15 protein-coding genes and 1 tRNA gene are annotated in these 16,989 nt (G+C 73.0%); 7 read left to right on the plus strand and 9 right to left on the minus strand.

Going from position 1 to position 16,989, the window contains the following annotated elements:
* Positions 1 to 49 precede the first annotated feature (49 nt).
* The gene (locus GKS42_RS21090; protein WP_154795613.1) at positions 50 to 1,381 is read left to right on the plus strand and encodes a glycoside hydrolase family 15 protein; all 1,332 of its coding nucleotides are present in this window, start codon (positions 50 to 52) and stop codon (positions 1,379 to 1,381) included.
* A 51-nt stretch (positions 1,382 to 1,432) separates the two neighbouring features.
* Here GKS42_RS21090 and GKS42_RS21095 read toward each other — a convergent pair whose 3' ends face one another.
* Positions 1,433 to 2,038, minus strand: coding sequence for a LytR C-terminal domain-containing protein (locus GKS42_RS21095; protein WP_154795614.1), 606 nt, complete (start codon positions 2,036 to 2,038; stop codon positions 1,433 to 1,435).
* A 27-nt stretch (positions 2,039 to 2,065) separates the two neighbouring features.
* A complete protein-coding gene (locus tag GKS42_RS21100; RefSeq protein ID WP_154795615.1) occupies positions 2,066 to 2,359 on the minus strand; it encodes a DUF3263 domain-containing protein in 294 nt (97 codons plus the stop codon).
* A gap of 242 nt (positions 2,360 to 2,601) precedes the next feature.
* Between GKS42_RS21100 and GKS42_RS21105 the strand changes: the two genes are divergently transcribed.
* The 3 genes from GKS42_RS21105 (at position 2,602) to GKS42_RS21115 (ending at position 4,529) form a co-directional block, all read left to right on the plus strand.
* Positions 2,602 to 3,300, plus strand: coding sequence for a uracil-DNA glycosylase (locus GKS42_RS21105; RefSeq protein ID WP_232847777.1), 699 nt, complete (start codon positions 2,602 to 2,604; stop codon positions 3,298 to 3,300).
* A 96-nt stretch (positions 3,301 to 3,396) separates the two neighbouring features.
* Positions 3,397 to 4,305 carry an SGNH/GDSL hydrolase family protein gene (locus GKS42_RS21110; RefSeq protein WP_290368034.1) on the plus strand — a complete coding sequence of 303 codons (909 nt, stop codon included), beginning with the start codon at positions 3,397 to 3,399 and terminating at the stop codon, positions 4,303 to 4,305.
* Positions 4,302 to 4,529 (plus strand): hypothetical protein, encoded by a 228-nt coding sequence (locus GKS42_RS21115; RefSeq protein WP_154795617.1) that lies wholly within the window; start codon positions 4,302 to 4,304, stop codon positions 4,527 to 4,529. The genes GKS42_RS21110 and GKS42_RS21115 overlap by 4 nt, the downstream gene beginning before the upstream one ends.
* 89 nt (positions 4,530 to 4,618) lie before the next feature.
* On the opposite strand, the gene GKS42_RS21120 is transcribed toward GKS42_RS21115, so the two are convergent.
* Entirely contained in the window at positions 4,619 to 5,038 is a 420-nt protein-coding gene (locus GKS42_RS21120; RefSeq protein WP_154795618.1) for a pyridoxamine 5'-phosphate oxidase family protein, read from the minus strand.
* A 210-nt stretch (positions 5,039 to 5,248) separates the two neighbouring features.
* Here GKS42_RS21120 and GKS42_RS21125 point away from each other — a divergent pair, with 210 nt between their 5' ends.
* Complete coding sequence (locus GKS42_RS21125) at positions 5,249 to 7,165, plus strand: acyl-CoA dehydrogenase family protein (RefSeq protein ID WP_154795619.1); 1,917 nt, start codon at positions 5,249 to 5,251, stop codon at positions 7,163 to 7,165.
* A 223-nt stretch (positions 7,166 to 7,388) separates the two neighbouring features.
* Here the strand turns inward: GKS42_RS21125 and GKS42_RS21130 are convergent, their stop codons facing one another.
* Complete coding sequence (locus GKS42_RS21130) at positions 7,389 to 9,431, minus strand: S9 family peptidase (protein WP_154795620.1); 2,043 nt, start codon at positions 9,429 to 9,431, stop codon at positions 7,389 to 7,391.
* Positions 9,432 to 9,512: 81 nt separating this feature from the next.
* Here GKS42_RS21130 and GKS42_RS21135 point away from each other — a divergent pair, with 81 nt between their 5' ends.
* Positions 9,513 to 10,544: a peptidoglycan DD-metalloendopeptidase family protein gene (locus GKS42_RS21135; RefSeq protein ID WP_168217938.1), complete on the plus strand. Its 1,032-nt coding sequence runs from the start codon at positions 9,513 to 9,515 to the stop codon at positions 10,542 to 10,544.
* A gap of 133 nt (positions 10,545 to 10,677) precedes the next feature.
* On the opposite strand, the gene GKS42_RS21140 is transcribed toward GKS42_RS21135, so the two are convergent.
* The 5 genes from GKS42_RS21140 to GKS42_RS27035 form a co-directional block, all read right to left on the minus strand.
* Positions 10,678 to 10,753, minus strand: a tRNA-Thr gene (locus GKS42_RS21140).
* 70 nt (positions 10,754 to 10,823) lie between these two features.
* Positions 10,824 to 11,615, minus strand: coding sequence for a DsbA family protein (locus GKS42_RS21145; RefSeq protein ID WP_154795622.1), 792 nt, complete (start codon positions 11,613 to 11,615; stop codon positions 10,824 to 10,826).
* A 4-nt stretch (positions 11,616 to 11,619) separates the two neighbouring features.
* On the minus strand, positions 11,620 to 12,408 hold the full coding sequence (locus tag GKS42_RS21150; RefSeq protein WP_154795623.1) for a DsbA family protein: 789 nt from the start codon (positions 12,406 to 12,408) through the stop codon (positions 11,620 to 11,622).
* Between the two features lie 83 nt (positions 12,409 to 12,491).
* On the minus strand, positions 12,492 to 12,989 hold the full coding sequence (locus GKS42_RS21155) for a hypothetical protein (protein ID WP_154795624.1): 498 nt from the start codon (positions 12,987 to 12,989) through the stop codon (positions 12,492 to 12,494).
* 225 nt (positions 12,990 to 13,214) lie between these two features.
* Positions 13,215 to 15,410 carry a serine/threonine-protein kinase gene (locus tag GKS42_RS27035; RefSeq protein WP_154795625.1) on the minus strand — a complete coding sequence of 732 codons (2,196 nt, stop codon included), beginning with the start codon at positions 15,408 to 15,410 and terminating at the stop codon, positions 13,215 to 13,217.
* 129 nt (positions 15,411 to 15,539) lie between these two features.
* Here GKS42_RS27035 and GKS42_RS21165 point away from each other — a divergent pair, with 129 nt between their 5' ends.
* On the plus strand, positions 15,540 to 16,967 hold the full coding sequence (locus GKS42_RS21165) for an alpha,alpha-trehalose-phosphate synthase (UDP-forming) (protein ID WP_154795626.1): 1,428 nt from the start codon (positions 15,540 to 15,542) through the stop codon (positions 16,965 to 16,967).
* Positions 16,968 to 16,989: the final 22 nt, after the last annotated feature.

A 16,989-nucleotide genomic window follows, 5' to 3' on the forward strand; every position in this document is an offset into this window, starting at 1 on the left:
CCCGTGAGGGGGCCCGCGTCCGGGCCCGCCTGACCTAGGATCGACCGCAATGAGTTCCCGCCGTCGCAGATTCTGGACGCTCGCCGCCGTGGTCGCCGTGGTGGCTCTCGTCGGTGCGGCCGCAGCCGTGCGCGATCGCGGCCGCGTGGACGAGGTGGGCCTGTACACGCTCGGGATCGGCGTCCAGGCCGACGGATCGGTGACGACGATCCCCACGGACTCCGATGCCCGGTACCTGCCCGGCACGCGGGTCATCGACCCTGGCCCGGACGCGAGCGATGCCGACCGCGAAGCCGCCGAGGCGCTGGCCGAGGCGACCAGGACGTGGCTCGACGCGGGGACCGTGCCGGGCGTCGGTGGCCCGCACGAGGAACTCGTCACGGACGCCCTTCTCGACCTGCACACGCTGACGCTCGAGGGTGGCGCCGCCGTCGCCGGCTTCTCGAGCAAATGGCGTTACGTCTGGCCACGCGACGCGTCGTTCGTGGCGGCCGCGCTCACCGTGACCGGCCACCACGAGGACGCCGTCGAGGTGTTCACGTTCCTGGACGGCGTGCAGCACCCGGACGGCAGCTTCGAGGCGCGCTACCTGCCGGACGGGTCCGGACCGCCCGATGCCCGGGGCCTGCAGACCGACGGCACCGGCTGGGTGCTCTGGGCTCTCGCATACGCGGCGGACGTGCTGGGGCCGGGCGCCGAGCGGGACGAGCTCCTGGCGACGTTCGCGCCGATGATCGAGCGGTCCACGGGCTATCTGCGGGCCCAGGTGGCGAACCCGCGGTCCCTGCCCGCGCCGTCGGCGGACTACTGGGAGCACCGCGAGAGCACCCTGACCCTCGGCACCGCGGCCCCGGTCCTGGCCGGCCTCGAGGCGTCCGCGCGGCTGCACTCCTGGCTCGGCCGCGACTCCGACGCCGCCGCCGTGGGTGCCGATGCCGACCGGCTCGAACAGGCGGTCGTGGCGAACTTCGGGCAGACCGGGTATGGCCGCTACGCCGGACGGTCCCCACGGGACGCGGCCACCGCGTTCGTGCTGCCGCCGTTCCAGCCCGAGGCGCTGCCGGGGGCGGCCGCGGCCTGGGAGTCCTCGATCGCCGAGATGAACAGGCCCGCCGGCGGCCTCGCGCCGGGTGGGTCGTGGCCGGAGACCTCCATCTCCTGGACACCGCAGACCAGCCTGTACGCCTGGTCCGCCGCCGCGAACGGTGAGACCGCCCGTGCCGACGGATGGCTGACGTGGATCACGCAGCACCGCACCCCGCTCGGGGCGATCCCCGAGAAGGTGGGTCCGGACGGCTCCCCCGCCGGCGTCGCGCCGCTGATGTGGTCCGCGGCCGTGGTGATCCTCACCGTCGCCGAGCTCGAGGGCAACGCTCCCTGAGCCCGACGGCGGAACTCGCCACCTCCAGGTCGGTCCGCCTCGGGTGGGGCGTCAGTTCCGGAAGGCGTCGTCCCGCAGCACCACGACGATGCCGTTCGAGGCCGCCGAGGAGTCCTCGATGAGATCGGTGACGGCGAGCAGCTCGCCGACGGCCGCAGCCTCCTCGGCCATGTCCGCGCTGGTGTAGAAGACCGCCGACGCGGTGGGCAGCTCGCGCGAGTAGTTGTCCGGCGTGACGGTCGTCCAGCCATCCTGGGTGAGGACTTCGGCGGCCTCACCGGCCAGGCCGGAGATGCCGGCGCCGTTGAGGACGTACACGGACAGGGCCCGGTCGAGGTCCGCCGGCTCGTCCGTGGTCGGGTCCACGGTGGGCTCCTCGGTGACCGGAGGCTCCTCGGTGGTGCCGTCCGTCGGGGTCGGCTCGCCCGCGTCGGCCGTGGTGGTCGGTGCTCCGGTGGGGTCGTCCCCGCCGCCGAACCCGCCGGAGAGCAGGCGCACGGCCCCGAACGCGAGCGTGGGGGCGAGGATGATCACCAGGATGAACGGCAGGAACGCTCGCCAGCGCGACTGCTGCGCGCGGTGCACGCCCTGCGGGGTCCGATCCGCGCCGAGGGCGTCGAACTCGTCCTCGGAATGCGGATAGTCCCTGTTACTCACACCGGAAGGTTAACGGTTCGGACAGGCTCAGAGTTCATTGCCGAGGCGGCGTGCCGAACGCTCGCGCTGGCGGGTGCTGCGCATCCGGCGCAGCCGCTTGACGAGCATCGGCTCGGCCGCGAGCGCCGTGGGGTCGTCGATCAGGGCGTTCAGGACCTGGTAGTACCGGGTCGCGGACATGTCGAAGAGCTCGCGGATGGCGGTCTCCTTCGCCCCGGCGTACTTCCACCACTGCCGCTCGAAGGCGAGGATCTCGGCGTCGCGTTCACTCAGTGTTGCTGCGTCCGAACTCTGCGTGGACAACACCCGCGCTGCCGACATCGTGCCTCCTCGTTCCCGGTTCCGTCGTGGACCGCCCCATCCTGCGGCGACCCGTGGTGGTTCATAGTAGGGGCAAACGACACGCGTGTCATTCCTGCCGCGCCGGACCCGCTGTGGTACGCGATCGGCCCGATCGGTGTCGCTCCGTGCGCGTCGTCACACTCGTCGCGCTGGTCATGCCCTGTACATGGATCAGCGCCGTGGACGGTTGCTCACGGCCGTCGATCTGCCAAGGTGGACGGGTGAACAGCGTCAAGGAGGGCGGCCCGCGCCCGCTCACGGATCTGATCGACCCGGGCTGGGCCACGGCCCTGGCCGAGGTGGAGCCGCAGGTGCACGCGATGGGCGAGTTCCTGCGGGGTGAGGTGGCCGCCGGGCGCGGCTACCTGCCGGCCGGGGAGCACGTGCTGCGGGCGTTCACGAACCCGCTGGCCGATGTGAGGGTGCTGATCGTCGGGCAGGATCCCTACCCCACCCCTGGTCACGCCATGGGCCTGTCCTTCTCCGTGGCCCCCGAGGTGCGACCGGTGCCGCGGTCGCTGCAGAACATCTACCGCGAGCTCGGCACCGACCTCGGTCTGCCGACCCCGGCCAACGGCGACCTGTCCCCGTGGGCGGATGCCGGGGTCCTGCTGCTGAACCGGAGCCTGACGGTCCGCCCGGGTGAACCGGCGTCCCACCGGGGCAAGGGCTGGGAGGCGGTCACCGACGCCGCGATCCGCGCGCTCGTGGCCCGCGGCACTCCGTTGGTGGCGATCCTGTGGGGCAACGACGCCCGCTCCCTGACCCCGCTGCTCGGGCGAACGCCGATCGTCGCGAGCGCGCACCCGAGCCCCCTGTCCGCCTCCCGTGGGTTCTTCGGGTCGCGTCCGTTCAGCCGCGCCAACGCCCTGCTCGTGGAGCAGGGCGGGCCGCCCGTGGACTGGTCCCTCCAGCCCTGACGCCGCCCGCCAAACCCTGACGCCGCCCCTCCAGCCCCGACGCGGCATCGTGGATTCTCATAGCCAGGACCGCGGTGACCGGAGTAGGAAGGAGTGGTGAACCCCGTGCTGCATCCGGTCTCCGATCCCGCCCGCTGGTCCCGGTACGTCGCCTGCGGCGACTCCATGACCGAGGGCCTGTGGGATCCGGACCCGGACAACCCCGCCCAGGTCCGCGGTTGGGCCGACCAGCTCGCCGGCTCGCTGTCCGCACGCCGGGTCGACGCCGGCCTGGCCCCGCTGGAGTACGCGAACCTGGCCATCCGCGGGCGGCTCCTCGAGCCCATCATCGCCGAGCAGCTCCCGGTCGCTCTCGACGCCGAGCCCGACCTGATCTCCCTCGTCGGCGGCGGCAACGACCTGCTCCGGCCCGGTTCCGACCCGGACCGGATGGCTGCGATCCTCGAGGACGCCGTGCACACGATCCGGCGGGCCGGGGTCGACGTGCTCCTCGCAACCGGGACCGACACCCGGCAGGCCGGGGTGCTTCGCGCCATCCGCGGCCGGGTCGCCACGTTCAACGCGCACATCTGGTCGATCGCCCGCCGGCACGACGCGTACGTGGTCGACGTGTGGGGCCTGCGGGCCATCCAGGACTGGCGGATGTGGGCACAGGACCGCATCCACCTCACCACCGACGGTCACCAGCGGGTCGCGCAGGCGGCGCTGGTGGCGCTCGGTCTCACGCCCGACGACGCAGCCTGGGCCGATCCGTTGGCTCGCCTCGCGCCGGTCCCGACCGGGCAGCGGTTCCGTTCAGACGCGGAGTGGTTCGTCCGCGACGTCTACCCGTGGGCGACCCGCCGCCTACGGGGCCGTTCCTCCGGGGACGCCCGGGTGCCCAAACGACCACGGGTGGCGCCGCTGCCACCCGCCACGTCCGCGGCGACGCCGTCGGACGCCGTCAGCGAGCAGGTGCCGCCTCCGGAAGCACCCGGCCCCAGCGACACCACGGTGCCCCGGTGAGCAGCAACCGCCCGGACGGGTTCTCCTACCGCGAGGTGGGTGCCGAGGTGCGGATCACCCACCACGGCCACCACGCCACGACCCTGCGCGGTGGTCGGGCCGCCGAGTTCCTGCGAGAGGTCGAGTTCGGCGATCCCCAGGAACTGATGGCCCGGGTGACCGGGAACTACAAGCACGGCAACGAACGCACCGCGCGCAACCACCCGCGCAACCGGAGCCGCTGAGGCCACCTCCCGCCGGCGTCGACCTCCGCGTCGACCACCTCACGCCTGCGGCCGGCGACGTCACCGTGCGACCCAGCACCCCGCCGTCGTCAGCTCGGACCGAGGTCTGCGGAGTACCAGAGCTGCGGTTCGATCCGGACCAGGAGCGGCACCCCGAACCCTGCCGCCATCTCGACGTACGCGGCCGCGCCGTCGCCCAGGTAGCGGCGTGCGATCGCGAGGTGTTCGTCTTCGGTCGCCTCCCTGGACTCGGTGACCGGGCCCTCCACGCTCACGTACCGCACCCGCGGCGCGGACTGTTCGGCCAGCAGCGAGAACCGCCCGGCGGCCTCGATCAGGCGTGTCTTGACCGAGTCCGCGGGGGTCACCACCCACAGCGACCCGCCGGGCTCGTAGCCGTACCAGACCGGCACCACGAGCGGTCCGCGGTCCGGACCGGCGCCCACGGCGAGCGCGCCGATGTGGGGCTGGGCCAGGAACTCCTGACGTTCGGTCTCCGGCAGTCCCATGCTGTCTCCTATCGATCGGTGGTGCTGCGGACGTTATCCGCGACCGCCGACATGGCCGGCACCCTCCGCCCGCCCGGCCGACCGCGCCGCGGTGGCTGCCCCCTCCCGCTAGCTCGCCGGTCCCGGCAGCGGCCGCCGCTGCCGAAAACCGGCGGACGCGGTCGAACCGGTGGAGACTGGAGCCAGGTAGGTGTTCGCAGGGAGGCGATCATGACGGACCAACCGGTAGTCACCGAGCGCGAGGCCAGGGCCGTGGCCGAGCAGGCCCGGCCGAGCGAGTGGACCATGGAGTCGTTCGCCAAGGATCTCTACCTCGGCCAGTTCCGCCCGGACCGGATCTGGCCGCGGCCGCCCGAGGACCCCGAACGCGAGGCCCGTGGCGATCAGTTCCTGGCCGATCTGGACGCCCACCTGCGAGAGCATCTGGACGGTCAGCGGATCGAGACCGAGGACCGGATCTCCGACGAGGACCTTGCCGGACTGACCGGGCTCGGCGTGTTCGGCATCAAGATCCCGACCCGCTACGGCGGGCTCGGGCTCAGCCAGGTGCACTACAACCGGGCGCTGATGCTGCTCGGGACCGTGCACCCGAGCCTGGGCGCACTGATCTCGGCGCACCAGTCCATCGGGGTGCCCGAGCCGGTGAAGCAGTTCGGCAACCCCGAGCAGAAGGAGCAGTACCTGCGCCGGTGCGCCGAGGGGGCGATCTCCGCGTTCCTGCTCACGGAACCGGATGTCGGGTCGGACCCGGCCCGGCTGCAGACCGCCGCCACCCGCACTCCCGAGGGCGACTACCTGCTCGACGGTGTGAAGCTGTGGACGACGAACGGCGTCCTCGCCGAACTGCTGGTGGTGATGGCGAGGGTCGCCCCGCACGCCGACGGCAAGGGCGGGATCACGGCGTTCGTGGTGGAGGCGGACGCCCCGGGCATCACCGTCGAGCGCCGGAACACGTTCATGGGACTGAAGGGGCTCGAGAACGGATTGACCCGGTTCCACCAGGTGCGGGTGCCCGCCGGCGCGGTGATCGGCCGTGAGGGTCAGGGCCTGAAGATCGCGCTCACCACGCTGAACACGGGGCGGCTGTCCATCCCGGCGTTGTGCGTCGCGGCGAGCAAGTGGTCGCTCAAGATCGCCCGCGAGTGGGCGCTCGAGCGGGTGCAGTGGGGCCGGCCGGTCGGCCGGCACCCGGCCATCGCCCACCAGCTCGCGTTCATGGCCGCGACCACCTACGCCGAGGAGGCGATGGTCGAGATCGCCGGCGAGCTCTCCGACTCCGGCGGCGCCGACATCCGGATCGAGGCCGCGCTCGCCAAGCTCTGGTGCTCCGAGATGGCCTGGCAGGTCGCGGACCGGCTCGTGCAGATCCGGGGCGGGCGCGGGTACGAGACGTCCGCGTCCCTTGCCGCCCGCGGCGAACGGGCGGTGCCCGCCGAGCAGGTGCTGCGGGACCTGCGGATCAACCGGATCTTCGAGGGCTCCAGCGAGATCATGCACCTGCTGATCGCCCGGGAGGCCGTGGACGCGCACCTGTCCGTGGCCGGCCGGCTCATCGACCCGGACGCGGACCTGTCGGCCAAGGCCGAGGCGGCCAAGGCGGCGGCCGGCTTCTACGCCGGCTGGTTGCCGCGCCTGCTCGTCGGCCCTGGGGACTCCCCCACCTCCTACGCCGACCTCGGCCCGCTCGCCGGGAACCTGCGGTTCGTGGAGCGCACGTCGCGGCGGCTGGCCCGGTCGACGTTCTACGGGATGGCCCGCTGGCAGGGTGGCCTCGAGCACAAGCAGGGCTTCCTCGCGCGGATCGTCGACATCGGGGCGGAACTGTTCGCGATGACGGCCGTGTGCGCGCACGCCTCACGGCACGGCGGCGGGGCCGGGCCCGGCTCCCCGCAGGCCCTGGCGGACGCGTTCTGCCGCCAGTCGAGGCTGCGGGTGGCCGGGCTGCTGCGAGCCCTGTGGGTGAACACCGACGGCCCCGACGAGACCCTCGCTTCCGACGTGCTCGAGGGCCGCTACTCCTGGGCCGAGGCCGGCATCATCGATGCCTCCGAGGGCACCGGCCCGTGGATCGCCGAGGCCACCCCGGGCCCGTCGGCACGGGAGTCGGTGGCCCGCCGGTACCGCTGAGCTCCCTGTAAACTGTCCCCATCACCCTGCGCAGCTCTGGCGCGAGCATCAGTGGTGTGATTCCGACGCACTGGGTGCCTCGGAATCGCACCACTGCGAGGCAGGCAAGGGGCGACCACGCCCCGAACGCTCCGCCCACCGACCCGTCCTGTTTTGGTGCGATTCCGACGTACCGGGTACGTCGGAACCGCACCGCTCCCGTGAATGTGGCGGCCGGGCCCACCTAGCCCACCGGCGCCTCCACCGGCAGGTGCTTGGCCCACCACGCGAGGATGTGCTCGAACCGCGCGATGCGGTGCTTGGGCTGGCCGGACCGGCTCAGTTCGTGCCCCTCCCCCGGGAACAACAGGAACTCGGTCTCGACCCCACGCCGCTTGAGCCCCACGTACCAACGCTGCCCCTGCTCGACCGGGCACCGCCAGTCCTGCTCGGAGTGGATCACGAGGGTGGGCGTGCGGACCTTGTCCAGGTGCGCCATCGGACTCTGCGCGGCGACCGCCGTCGGGTCGTCGCCGAGGTAGCGCCGCCCGAAGAACCAGCCGATGTCGCTCGAGCCCTCGAAGCTCACCGGGTCCAGGAAGCCGCGCTCCACGATCGCGGCCACGAACCGGTCCGTGCGCGTGGTCAGCCAGGCCGTCAGGTACCCGCCGTAGGACCCACCGAGCACGCCCACGCGGTCGGCGTCGAGGGTGGGGTCGGCGGCCAGGGCGGCGTCGAGGAAGGCGAGCACGTCGGCGGTGTCCCGGTCACCGAACGCACCGGTGATCGCCCGGCCGTGCTCCTGCCCGTACCCGGAGGAGCCGCGCGGGTTGCAGAACACGACGGCGTACCCGGCCGCCGCGTACACCTGCACCTCGTCGAAGAACGTCGGGGTGTACTGGGCGTGCGGGCCGCCGTGGATGAGCAGCAGCACCGGGTGCGGGCCAGGACCTGACGGCGTCACCACCCAGCCGTGCACGGGGTAGCCGTCGTCGCTCGTGGCCTCCAGCTCGACCGGCTCGAGCACCCCCGCCTCGGTCCGCAGCCGGGCGGAGAGGTCGCTGACCCGGCCCGGGCTCTCGCCCTCGACGAGCCAGAGGTCGCCGACACTGTCGACGGCGGTCGCGGCCAGCAGGATCTGGGCACCGTCGTCGCTGATGTCGGCGCCGGTGACCTCAGCGGCGCCCTCGAAGACGGGCGTCAGCTCACCGTCGGCCCAGCGCACGAGCTCGGTGGTGCCGCGCCGTTCACGGGTGAGCAGTACCCCGCCGTCGACGGCGAGGAACACCGTGCCGCCGAGGCTCTCGGTGACCGGGTCGGTCAGGCCCTCCAGGTCGGTGATCGTGGCCCCGTCCCAGCGCCCGCGGTACAGGGCCGCCGAGCGGCCGATGAAGTCCATGTCGTCGTCACCGAGGTCGGCCCGCAGCAGCCAGACGGCGTCGTCGTCGAACAGGACGGCGCCGACGTTACCGGGGCCGACGTCGAGCACCCGCGCCGCGGACGTATCAGCCGCGTCGTGGTGGACCAGCTCGGGCACGAGCGCGTCCGCGACCCCGCGCAGCACGAGCAGCCCAGCACCGTCCGGCGTCCACACCGGGCTCCGGTGGTCCTGGGCGGCCGAGGTGACCTGCACCGGCTCGACCCCCGCCGTCGCCAACCGGCCGGGCACCGCGGCGCCCGCGGCGCCGTCGGTGCCCTTCGCACCGGACCCCTTCGAATCGGAAGCCTGCCCCACGGACGGAAGGTCCGCCGTCGGGTCCGGCACAGCCGGCACGTCGATCACGAACACGTGTTGCGGCCGGTCTCCGTAGAAGCCGATGCCGTCGTTGCGGTAGGTGAACGTGGTGATGTGCCGGGGCGGTTCGGCGCCGGGACCGACCTTCTCGTCGGTGCCGTACCGGCCGGCCTCGGGCACCCGGGCGGTGTAGGCGATCCGCTGGGAGTCCGGGGAGAACACCGGCCGGCCGGAGATCCCGGTCGGGTGGTCGGTGAGCAGCCGTGGTTCGCCGCCGCCGGTGGCCATGACCGCGAGCTGCGGCTTGCCGCCCTCGGGGGCACGCACGAACGCGAGCCACTGCCCGTCCGGGGAGATGACGGGCTCGGAGTCCTTGGCGCCGTGCGTGAACGGACGCAGTGCGCCGGACGGCAGGTCGTGGCGCCACAGCGCGGACCGGTAGGAGTCGTCCTCGACGTCGGTGCGGGTCAGCGCGACCACCGCCCAGGTGCCGTCGGGGTGCAGGGTCGGGGTGCCGGGTCGGGTGTACAGGCTCAGGTGTTCGGGACGCATGTCGCGAGCCTATTCCCGCCCGCGGACCGAATCCGAATGGGACGATCGATGGCACCACCATCACCGACGGGGAGGTCGAGTGTGAGTGCGGAGCAGCCGGTGCCGGCGCGGCAGGATGACGTCGGCGAGCACGACGACGATCTGGTCACCGAGGAGGTCGTCGAATTCGACGACGGCGTGGAGTACGTCCCGCCGCCGGCGCCACCGGGTGAGCGCGAACCCGGGCCGAAGTGGGTCACGCCGCTGCCCGTGGGGGTGCGGGCCACCTCGAACTTCGGCCCTCGCGGCGGGATCCTGCACGCGGGCGACGACTACGCCCCGCCCAAGCCCGCCCAGCAGGGCATCCCGGTGTTCGCGATCGCCGACGGCGTGGTGGTCGCGGCCAAGGTCAAGGCGCTGAAGGGCCACTCCGGCAACGGCGTGCTGATCGACCACGGCGGCAAGGTCCGGTCCTACTACGGCCACCTCGCGTCGTTCAAGGTCGGCGCCACGCAGCGGGTGCGCGCCGGGCAGCAGGTGGGCGTGATGGGCCACACCGGCAACGTCAAGCCCTCCGGTGCCGCCGGCACCCACCTGCACCTGGGGGTCCTGGTCGGTGGCGCCTTCACCGACCCGTCCGTGTTCCTCTCGGCGCGCGGGGTGAGGATCGGCAGTTCGGCCACCCACGACACCGGCCCGATCACGCCCAAGACCCAGGGGCAGCCGAGACCGAAGGGCCACGACCCCGCGGTGGAGAAGATCATGCGGAACGCCCTGATCCCGCTCGGCTACTACCGGGGCCGGCCCGACGGTGTTGCCGGGGACCTGTACCGGGCGGCCGTCAGCGCCTATCAGCGGGCGCAGCGCTGGCCCAAGGGCGGGCTGCCGGCGCAGGGCTCCTGGGACGCGCGCACGCAGGCCCACTTCGGCTGGACGAGAACGCTCCAGGCCGCGCTGAACGGGTGGGCGGGTGCCGATCTCGCCGTCGACGGGGACTACCTCGCCAGGACCGCGGCTCGCGTCCTGGAGGTCATGACCCGCAACCACGGCGGCGCCTACCCGGCCACGGCCCGGGTCGACGGCGAGCCCGGGCCGGTCTTCTGCAGGATGCTCGGGATCGGCGCGCATCCCTGAGGCGGGGCAACGCCGCACGTGACCCGCCCAGGGTCCCGGGGCACGTCAGGCTCGACGCCGTCGAGTCACGACGAGCCTTGACGCGGAGGAGCCACTCCTCGCGCAGTCGACCCTCCGGCGGACCCGCCGGAGCTGGAGCCACCTGTCGGATTCGAACCGACGACCGTCCGCTTACAAGGCGGGTGCTCTACCAGCTGAGCTAAGGTGGCGCGCCCTCACGGGCTCCGGACGAGTCTGCCAGAGTCCGTCAGGGGCTGACCAAACGAGTTCCGGCTTCCCTCACGCCCCGCCGGCCGCGGCCTCGATCGCCTCACGGAGCACGCCGGGCTCCGTCCAGGTCACGTCCAGGACCTCGCCGTCGAGCAGGACCTGCGGGGTGGACCGGTTGCCGGTGTCCCGCTCCATCTGGTTCGTGGCGGCCTGGACCCACTCCGGGTACTGGCCGTCGGTGAACGTGTCGATGGCGTCCTGCGGCACGTCCACGTCCGCGGCGATCTCGGCGAGCTGGTCGTCCGAGAGCGCCACGATCTCCTGCTCCTGGAACGCGAACACAGCGTCGATGAACGCCACGAACTGTTCTGGGGCGTAGTTCGCGACCGCCGCGGCGGCGATCGCGGACCGCTGCGAGGCACCGGCCGCGCCGGGGTCCACGATCGCGACCGGGTGGTAGACCACGGTCAGGTCGCCGGCCTCGCGCAGCTCGGTGAGGTCGGCGGCGTTGACCGCCTCGAACTCGACGCAGTGCGGGCACATGAAGTCGAGGTAGACGTTCAGTACCGGGGCACCATCGTTGGCGGTGCCCGCGGCGCCGTCGGCACCGACGCTGATCCCGCCGTGCAGGTCGGAGTTCGCCGGTCGCACCTCGACGTCCTCGAGGTAGGACTTGTTCGCCTGCTGGGCGATCAGGATCCCGGCAGCCACGATCAGCGCGACGAGGGCCACCGCGCCCGCGATCAGGATGGCGCGGGTGCGCCGCTCCTTCTTCGCCTGCTCGGCCCGGATCCGCTCCGCCTCCGCCCGGGCGCGGTCCCGGGCGGAGGCAGCCGTGGCCTTGCTCGACCGCGACGCCATGGCGTCAGGCGGCGTCGGTGACGGCGGCCAGGAACGCGCCCGGCTCCGTCCAGTTGCCGGTCCAGTCCTGGCCGTCGATGTGGATCGTCGGGGTGCCGCTGACGCCGTCGCGTTGCGACTGCTGGGTGGCCACACCGACCCAGTCGGTGTAGGTGCCGGCGGCGAGGGAGTCGGCGACCTCCTGGGACACACCCGCCTCGACGGCGAGCGCGACGATCTCCTCGTCGGTCAGGCCCGGGCCGCCCTCGGCCGGCTGGTTCGCGAAGAGGGCCTCGGCGAACGGCAGGGCCATGGCCGGCTCGGCCGCCGAGACGGTCGCGAACGCGTTCGCGGCGCGGGTGGAGTACATGGTGCCCGCCGACGCGTTGTCCAGATTCGCGAGCGGGTGGTAGGTGATGGTCGCCGTGCCGTCCGCGGCCAGCGAGGCCACGTCCTCGCCGTTGACCTGCTCGAACTGACCGCAGTAGGGGCACAGGAAGTCGAGGTAGATGTCGACCTCCACGGCGCCCTCGTTCGGGCTGCCGGCGCCCTCGGCGCCGATCGGGATGCCGCCGTGCAGGTTCGAACCCGCCGGGACCTCACCCTCGAAGTCCGAGAGCAGGGTGCGCCCTGCGGCCTGGTAGATGAAGAAGCCGGCGGTCGCGATCAGCGCGATCACGAGTACGACGGCGCCGATGAGGATGCCGCGGTTGCGCTTCTCGCGCTTGGCCGCCTGCTCGCGCAGACGGGCCGCCTCGAGTCGGGCCGCCTCGCGGCGCTCCTCGCGGGTCGCCTTGGGGGTGTTCGCTGCCATGGGAGTCGTCCTTGTCCTGGGTGCGCGGCGTCTGGCCGCTGCGGGTGCTGAAGGCGTGCTGGTCGGCTGCGGTTACCGCGCGCCTACGCACACACCGGCGGACCGCGGCGCAGCACCTGCCGGGACGGACGATCGGCGGCCACGGAACTGGCCAGCCAGTCGACGAACACCTGCCCGACGGCGGGGGTCGCCCTGGGTCGTTCGGGTCGCTGCGAGCGCAGCAACCTCGCGATGCCGTCACGGACCGCGGCCACGGCCCTCGCCAGCCAGTGCCCGACGGCGACGGCGGCCAGGTTCGCCAGCACGGCGGTCGCGGCGAGTGCGGCGAACACCCCGAGCAGGGTGGCCGTGTGCGGCCCGAAGCCCAGGTATCCGGTGGGACAGTCCGCGACCCCGCGCATCTGCGCCACGTTCTGCGCGACGAACCCGATCAGGCCGGTGCCGCGCACGCACTCGCTCGCGCGCAGCAGTGCGGTGAAGCCGGCGGTCAGTGCCGGCCAGGCAAGCACGGTGGCGACGAGGAGGGCAGGGGACGTCGGGCGCGCGAGTGCGCGCACACGTTCGCTCCAGCCACCGGTCACGCCCCACAGGATACGGCGCGCACCTGATGGATCGGAATGGGGGTCTGGTCACATCCCCTCGATGCGCGCACCACCCGGGCAGCCCCTCCTGCCGTCACGCAGTACATCCCGCCCGAGACAGACCGGTGGAACCGTCTGAGTCAGGCACCGGGCACTGCGTCAGCGCCGCAGGACGTGGCCGGGTGCGCCGCGGTCGGCGAGCGGGGGCCGGGCACCCCGGCCGGGTCAGAAGCGAGGGATCGGCGGCTGCTCGAACGGCGCCCAGTCGGTGGCGGCGCTGCCGACGAGCAGGAGTACCGCGGCCGTCGCCAGCAGGGCGAGTGCGATGGCGACCCATGCCCAGGCCCCGCGCACCCCTGGCGCGAACACCGCGAGCACCGACCGGGCCCCCTCCCGCGCATGCCCGCTCGACGGGGTCCACCACAGCAGCAGCGTCACCACGGCCACGACGGCGGGCACCACGATCGTCAGCGGCACCGACGGCGACGCCAACCCCCACACGATGACTCCGCCGAGCCCGGCGACGATCAGACCGGGCAGCGTCAGCAGCGCGGAGAGCACGAAGTGCCACGGGGAGGCGAGGCCGGCCGTGACCAGGTCCCACTTGCCCGGGCCGCGCCGGATCCGTCGCCCGCGCAGGCTCCGCGCCGCGGAGCCCACGGTGCCGACGAGCAGGAAGACGGCGAGGAACACCAGCAGCGTCCAGGACGGCCAGAGCGCGCCGAGCCCGACGGCGGCCAACCACCAGGCGCCGGTCACGCCCGGCCGCGGTTTCGCGGGGATGGCCCAGGCGGGCCACTGGCCGGGGACCTCACCCTGGCCGGGCTGCCCGAACTGACCGGGCACCTCGGGCGGCTCCCCGGAGGTGGTCGGGTGCCAGGAGGGGTCCGACGGCGTGGGCCGGCCGGGCGGGCCCGCTACCTGGCTCGGTGGTGGCGCGACGTGCTGCTGCGCCACCTGCCGCGGAAAGGGCTGCTGCTGCACCGGTTGTTGCGGCACGGGCGGCGCGGTCGGCGCTACCTCGTGCAGCGGGGTCACCTGCGTCGGCGGGTACTGCTGACGCAGGGCGAGCGGCATCACGGCGGTCGCCGGGCGGTCGCCCGGCTGCGGATCGCGCGGCCCCGGGGGTCCGTCGGCGCCGGCCTCGGCACCGGAGCCGGCCGACGGCGCGTACGACGGCGGGTGCCCGCCCGGCGGCCGGTACGTCGGCGGCTCCTCGCCCAGCGCGCTCGTGCGGGCCGCGGACGGCGAGTACGACGGCGGCACGTCGCCGGCAGCGGTCGCGCCGCCCGCCGGAGAGTACGACGGCGGCAGGTCACCGGAGCCGGCCGACGGCGCGTAGGACGGCGGCACGTCGCCCGGCGCACCGGCGCGGGCCGCGCCGCCCAGAGCACCCGCGGCACCGAGTGCGCCCGCCGCACCAACGGCGCCGGCTGCACGCGACCGACCGGCGGAGCCCTCGCCGTCGTAGGCGGCACCGTTGTAACCGGCACCGTCGTAACCGGCACCGTCGTAACCGGCACTGTCGTAACCGGCATGGCCCGCGGAACCTGCGCCGTCGGGCCCGTGCTCACCCTCGTCCCAGTCGCCGGGCGCGAGCAGCGACGTGACCTCCCGGCCCTCGGCGTGATCGGTGAGTGCGCGCAGCACGGTCTCGGCGCCCATCCGACGGTCGGGGTCCGGGTGCAGTGCGCGGCGGAGCACCTGCGCCACCCGCGGGTGCAGGTCCGCGACGTCCGCGCGGCCGGCCTCGACCCGCATCAGCACCCCGGGGCCGCGCCCGAACGGTGGCCGCCCGGTGGCCGAGTAGACGAGCACGGCGGACCAGCCCCACCAGTCCCCCGCTGGCCCCGGGTCGGCGCCGCGCATCACCTCGGGGTCGACGTATCCGGGGGTGCCGGTGACCATGCCGGTCTGGGTCAGCCGGGTGTCGTCGGCGAGCTGGGAGATGCCGAAGTCGATCACGACGGGGCCGTCGTCGGTCAGCATCACGTTGGCCGGCTTGAGGTCCCGGTGCACCACGCCGGCGGCGTGGATCTCCTCCAGCGCCAGCGCCAACCCGTTCGCGAGGCCCGCCAGCTCCTCGGCGTCCATCGGCCCGTGCTCGACGATCGAGTCCTCCAGCGACTGCCCGTCGATCAGCTCGGTGACGATGAACGCCTCGTCGGAGTCCGCCTCCGCGTCCAGCACCCGGGCGACGTGCTCACCACGGACCCGGTGCAGGGTGGCCACCTCCCGGCGCAGCCGCTCCCGGGCCGCCTCGTCCGCGCTGAACACCGGGTGTAACAGCTTCACCGCGACCAGCCGGTCCTCCGCGTCGAGGGCCTTGTACACGGTGCCCATGCCGCCCGCGCCCAGCCTCGCGAGCAGCCGGTATCCACCCACCTCACGCAGTGGGGAGGAGACCGGGCGCTCGTCCATATCGGCAACCTACGCCACCATCCGGGGCGGCCGGGGGCGGCCCGCCGCTCGGCCGGCGCACCGGCGGTCCCCGGCAGGTCCGGCGCTGCCCCGATACCCTGGGGCCACACCACTGAAGAGTTGAGGGATATGTCCGGCACTCACGATTTCGTCGTTGTCGCCAACCGCCTGCCTGTGGACATCCAGACCGATGTCGACGGCGAACGCACGTGGAGCCGCTCCCCCGGAGGACTCGTCACGGCACTGGCACCGATCATGAGGGCCAAGGGTGGGGCCTGGGTCGGTTGGTCCGGCGCCGCGGACACCACGATCGAGCCGTTCGAGGCGGACGACATGTGGCTCGCACCTGTGCCACTGACCGCCGAGGAGATCGCCACCTACTACGAGGGCTTCTCGAACGCGACCCTGTGGCCGCTCTACCACGACGTGATCGTCGACCCGGAGTACCACCGGGTCTGGTGGAACGCCTACCTCGAGGTGAACCGCCGGTTCGCGGAGGCGGCCGCGGTGAACGCGGCGGAGCACGCCACCGTCTGGGTCCACGACTACCAGCTGCAGCTCGTGCCGCAGATGCTGCGGCGGCTCCGTCCGGACGTGCGGATCGGGTTCTTCAACCACATCCCGTTCCCGCCGGTGGAGCTGTTCGGCCAGCTGCCCTGGCGCAGGCAGGTCGTCGAAGGGCTGCTCGGGGCGGACCTGGTCGGCTTCCAGCGCACCGGGGACGCGGCCAACTTCCTGCGCGCCGTGCGCCGGTTCACCTCCTACGGCACCCGCGGCCAGGTCATCACCATCGGCAAGCACTGGACCCGCCCGGAGCGGCACGTGCGGGCGGCGACGTTCCCGATCTCCATCGACTCGGCGCAGCTGGACGAGCTCGCCCGGACCGAGGCCGTGGAGAAACGGGCTGCCGCGATCCGCTCCGAGCTGGGCGATCCGGACGTGCTGCTGCTCGGCGTCGACCGGCTCGACTACACGAAGGGCATCCGGCACCGGATCAAGGCGTTCGGCGAGCTGGTGGCCGAGAAGAAACTCACCGTGCCCGCGGCGGCGCTGGTGCAGGTGGCCAGCCCGAGCCGGGAGCAGGTGGAGGAGTACCAGACGCTCCGCCACGAGGTCGAGGTGATGGTCGGCAACCTCAACGGCGAGCACGGCTCGCTCGGCCGCGCGGCCATCTACTACATGCACCACTCCTACCCGCAGGAGGAGATGGCGGCCCTGTACCGGGCGGCGGACGTGATGCTCGTGACCGCGCTGCGGGACGGCATGAACCTGGTCGCCAAGGAGTACGTCGCCGCCCGCAGCGACCTCGGCGGGGTCCTCGTGCTCAGCGAGTTCGCCGGTGCCGCGGACGAGATGAGCCAGGCCCTGCTGGTCAACCCGCATGACATCGAGGGCATGAAGTCCGTGATGATGAGGGCCTCGACCATGGACCCCCGGGAGGGGCGCCGCCGGATGCGCGCGTTGCGCAAACGGGTCCTCGAGCACGACGTGGCGCACTGGGCGAACTCGTTCCTGTCCGTGCTGGAGGCGGTGCCGCAGCGGACCTCACACGTCTGAGCCCGCACCCGCACGAGCCCGA

The organism is Occultella kanbiaonis (assembly GCF_009708215.1).
GTDB classification, from domain to species: domain Bacteria; phylum Actinomycetota; class Actinomycetes; order Actinomycetales; family Beutenbergiaceae; genus Occultella; species Occultella kanbiaonis.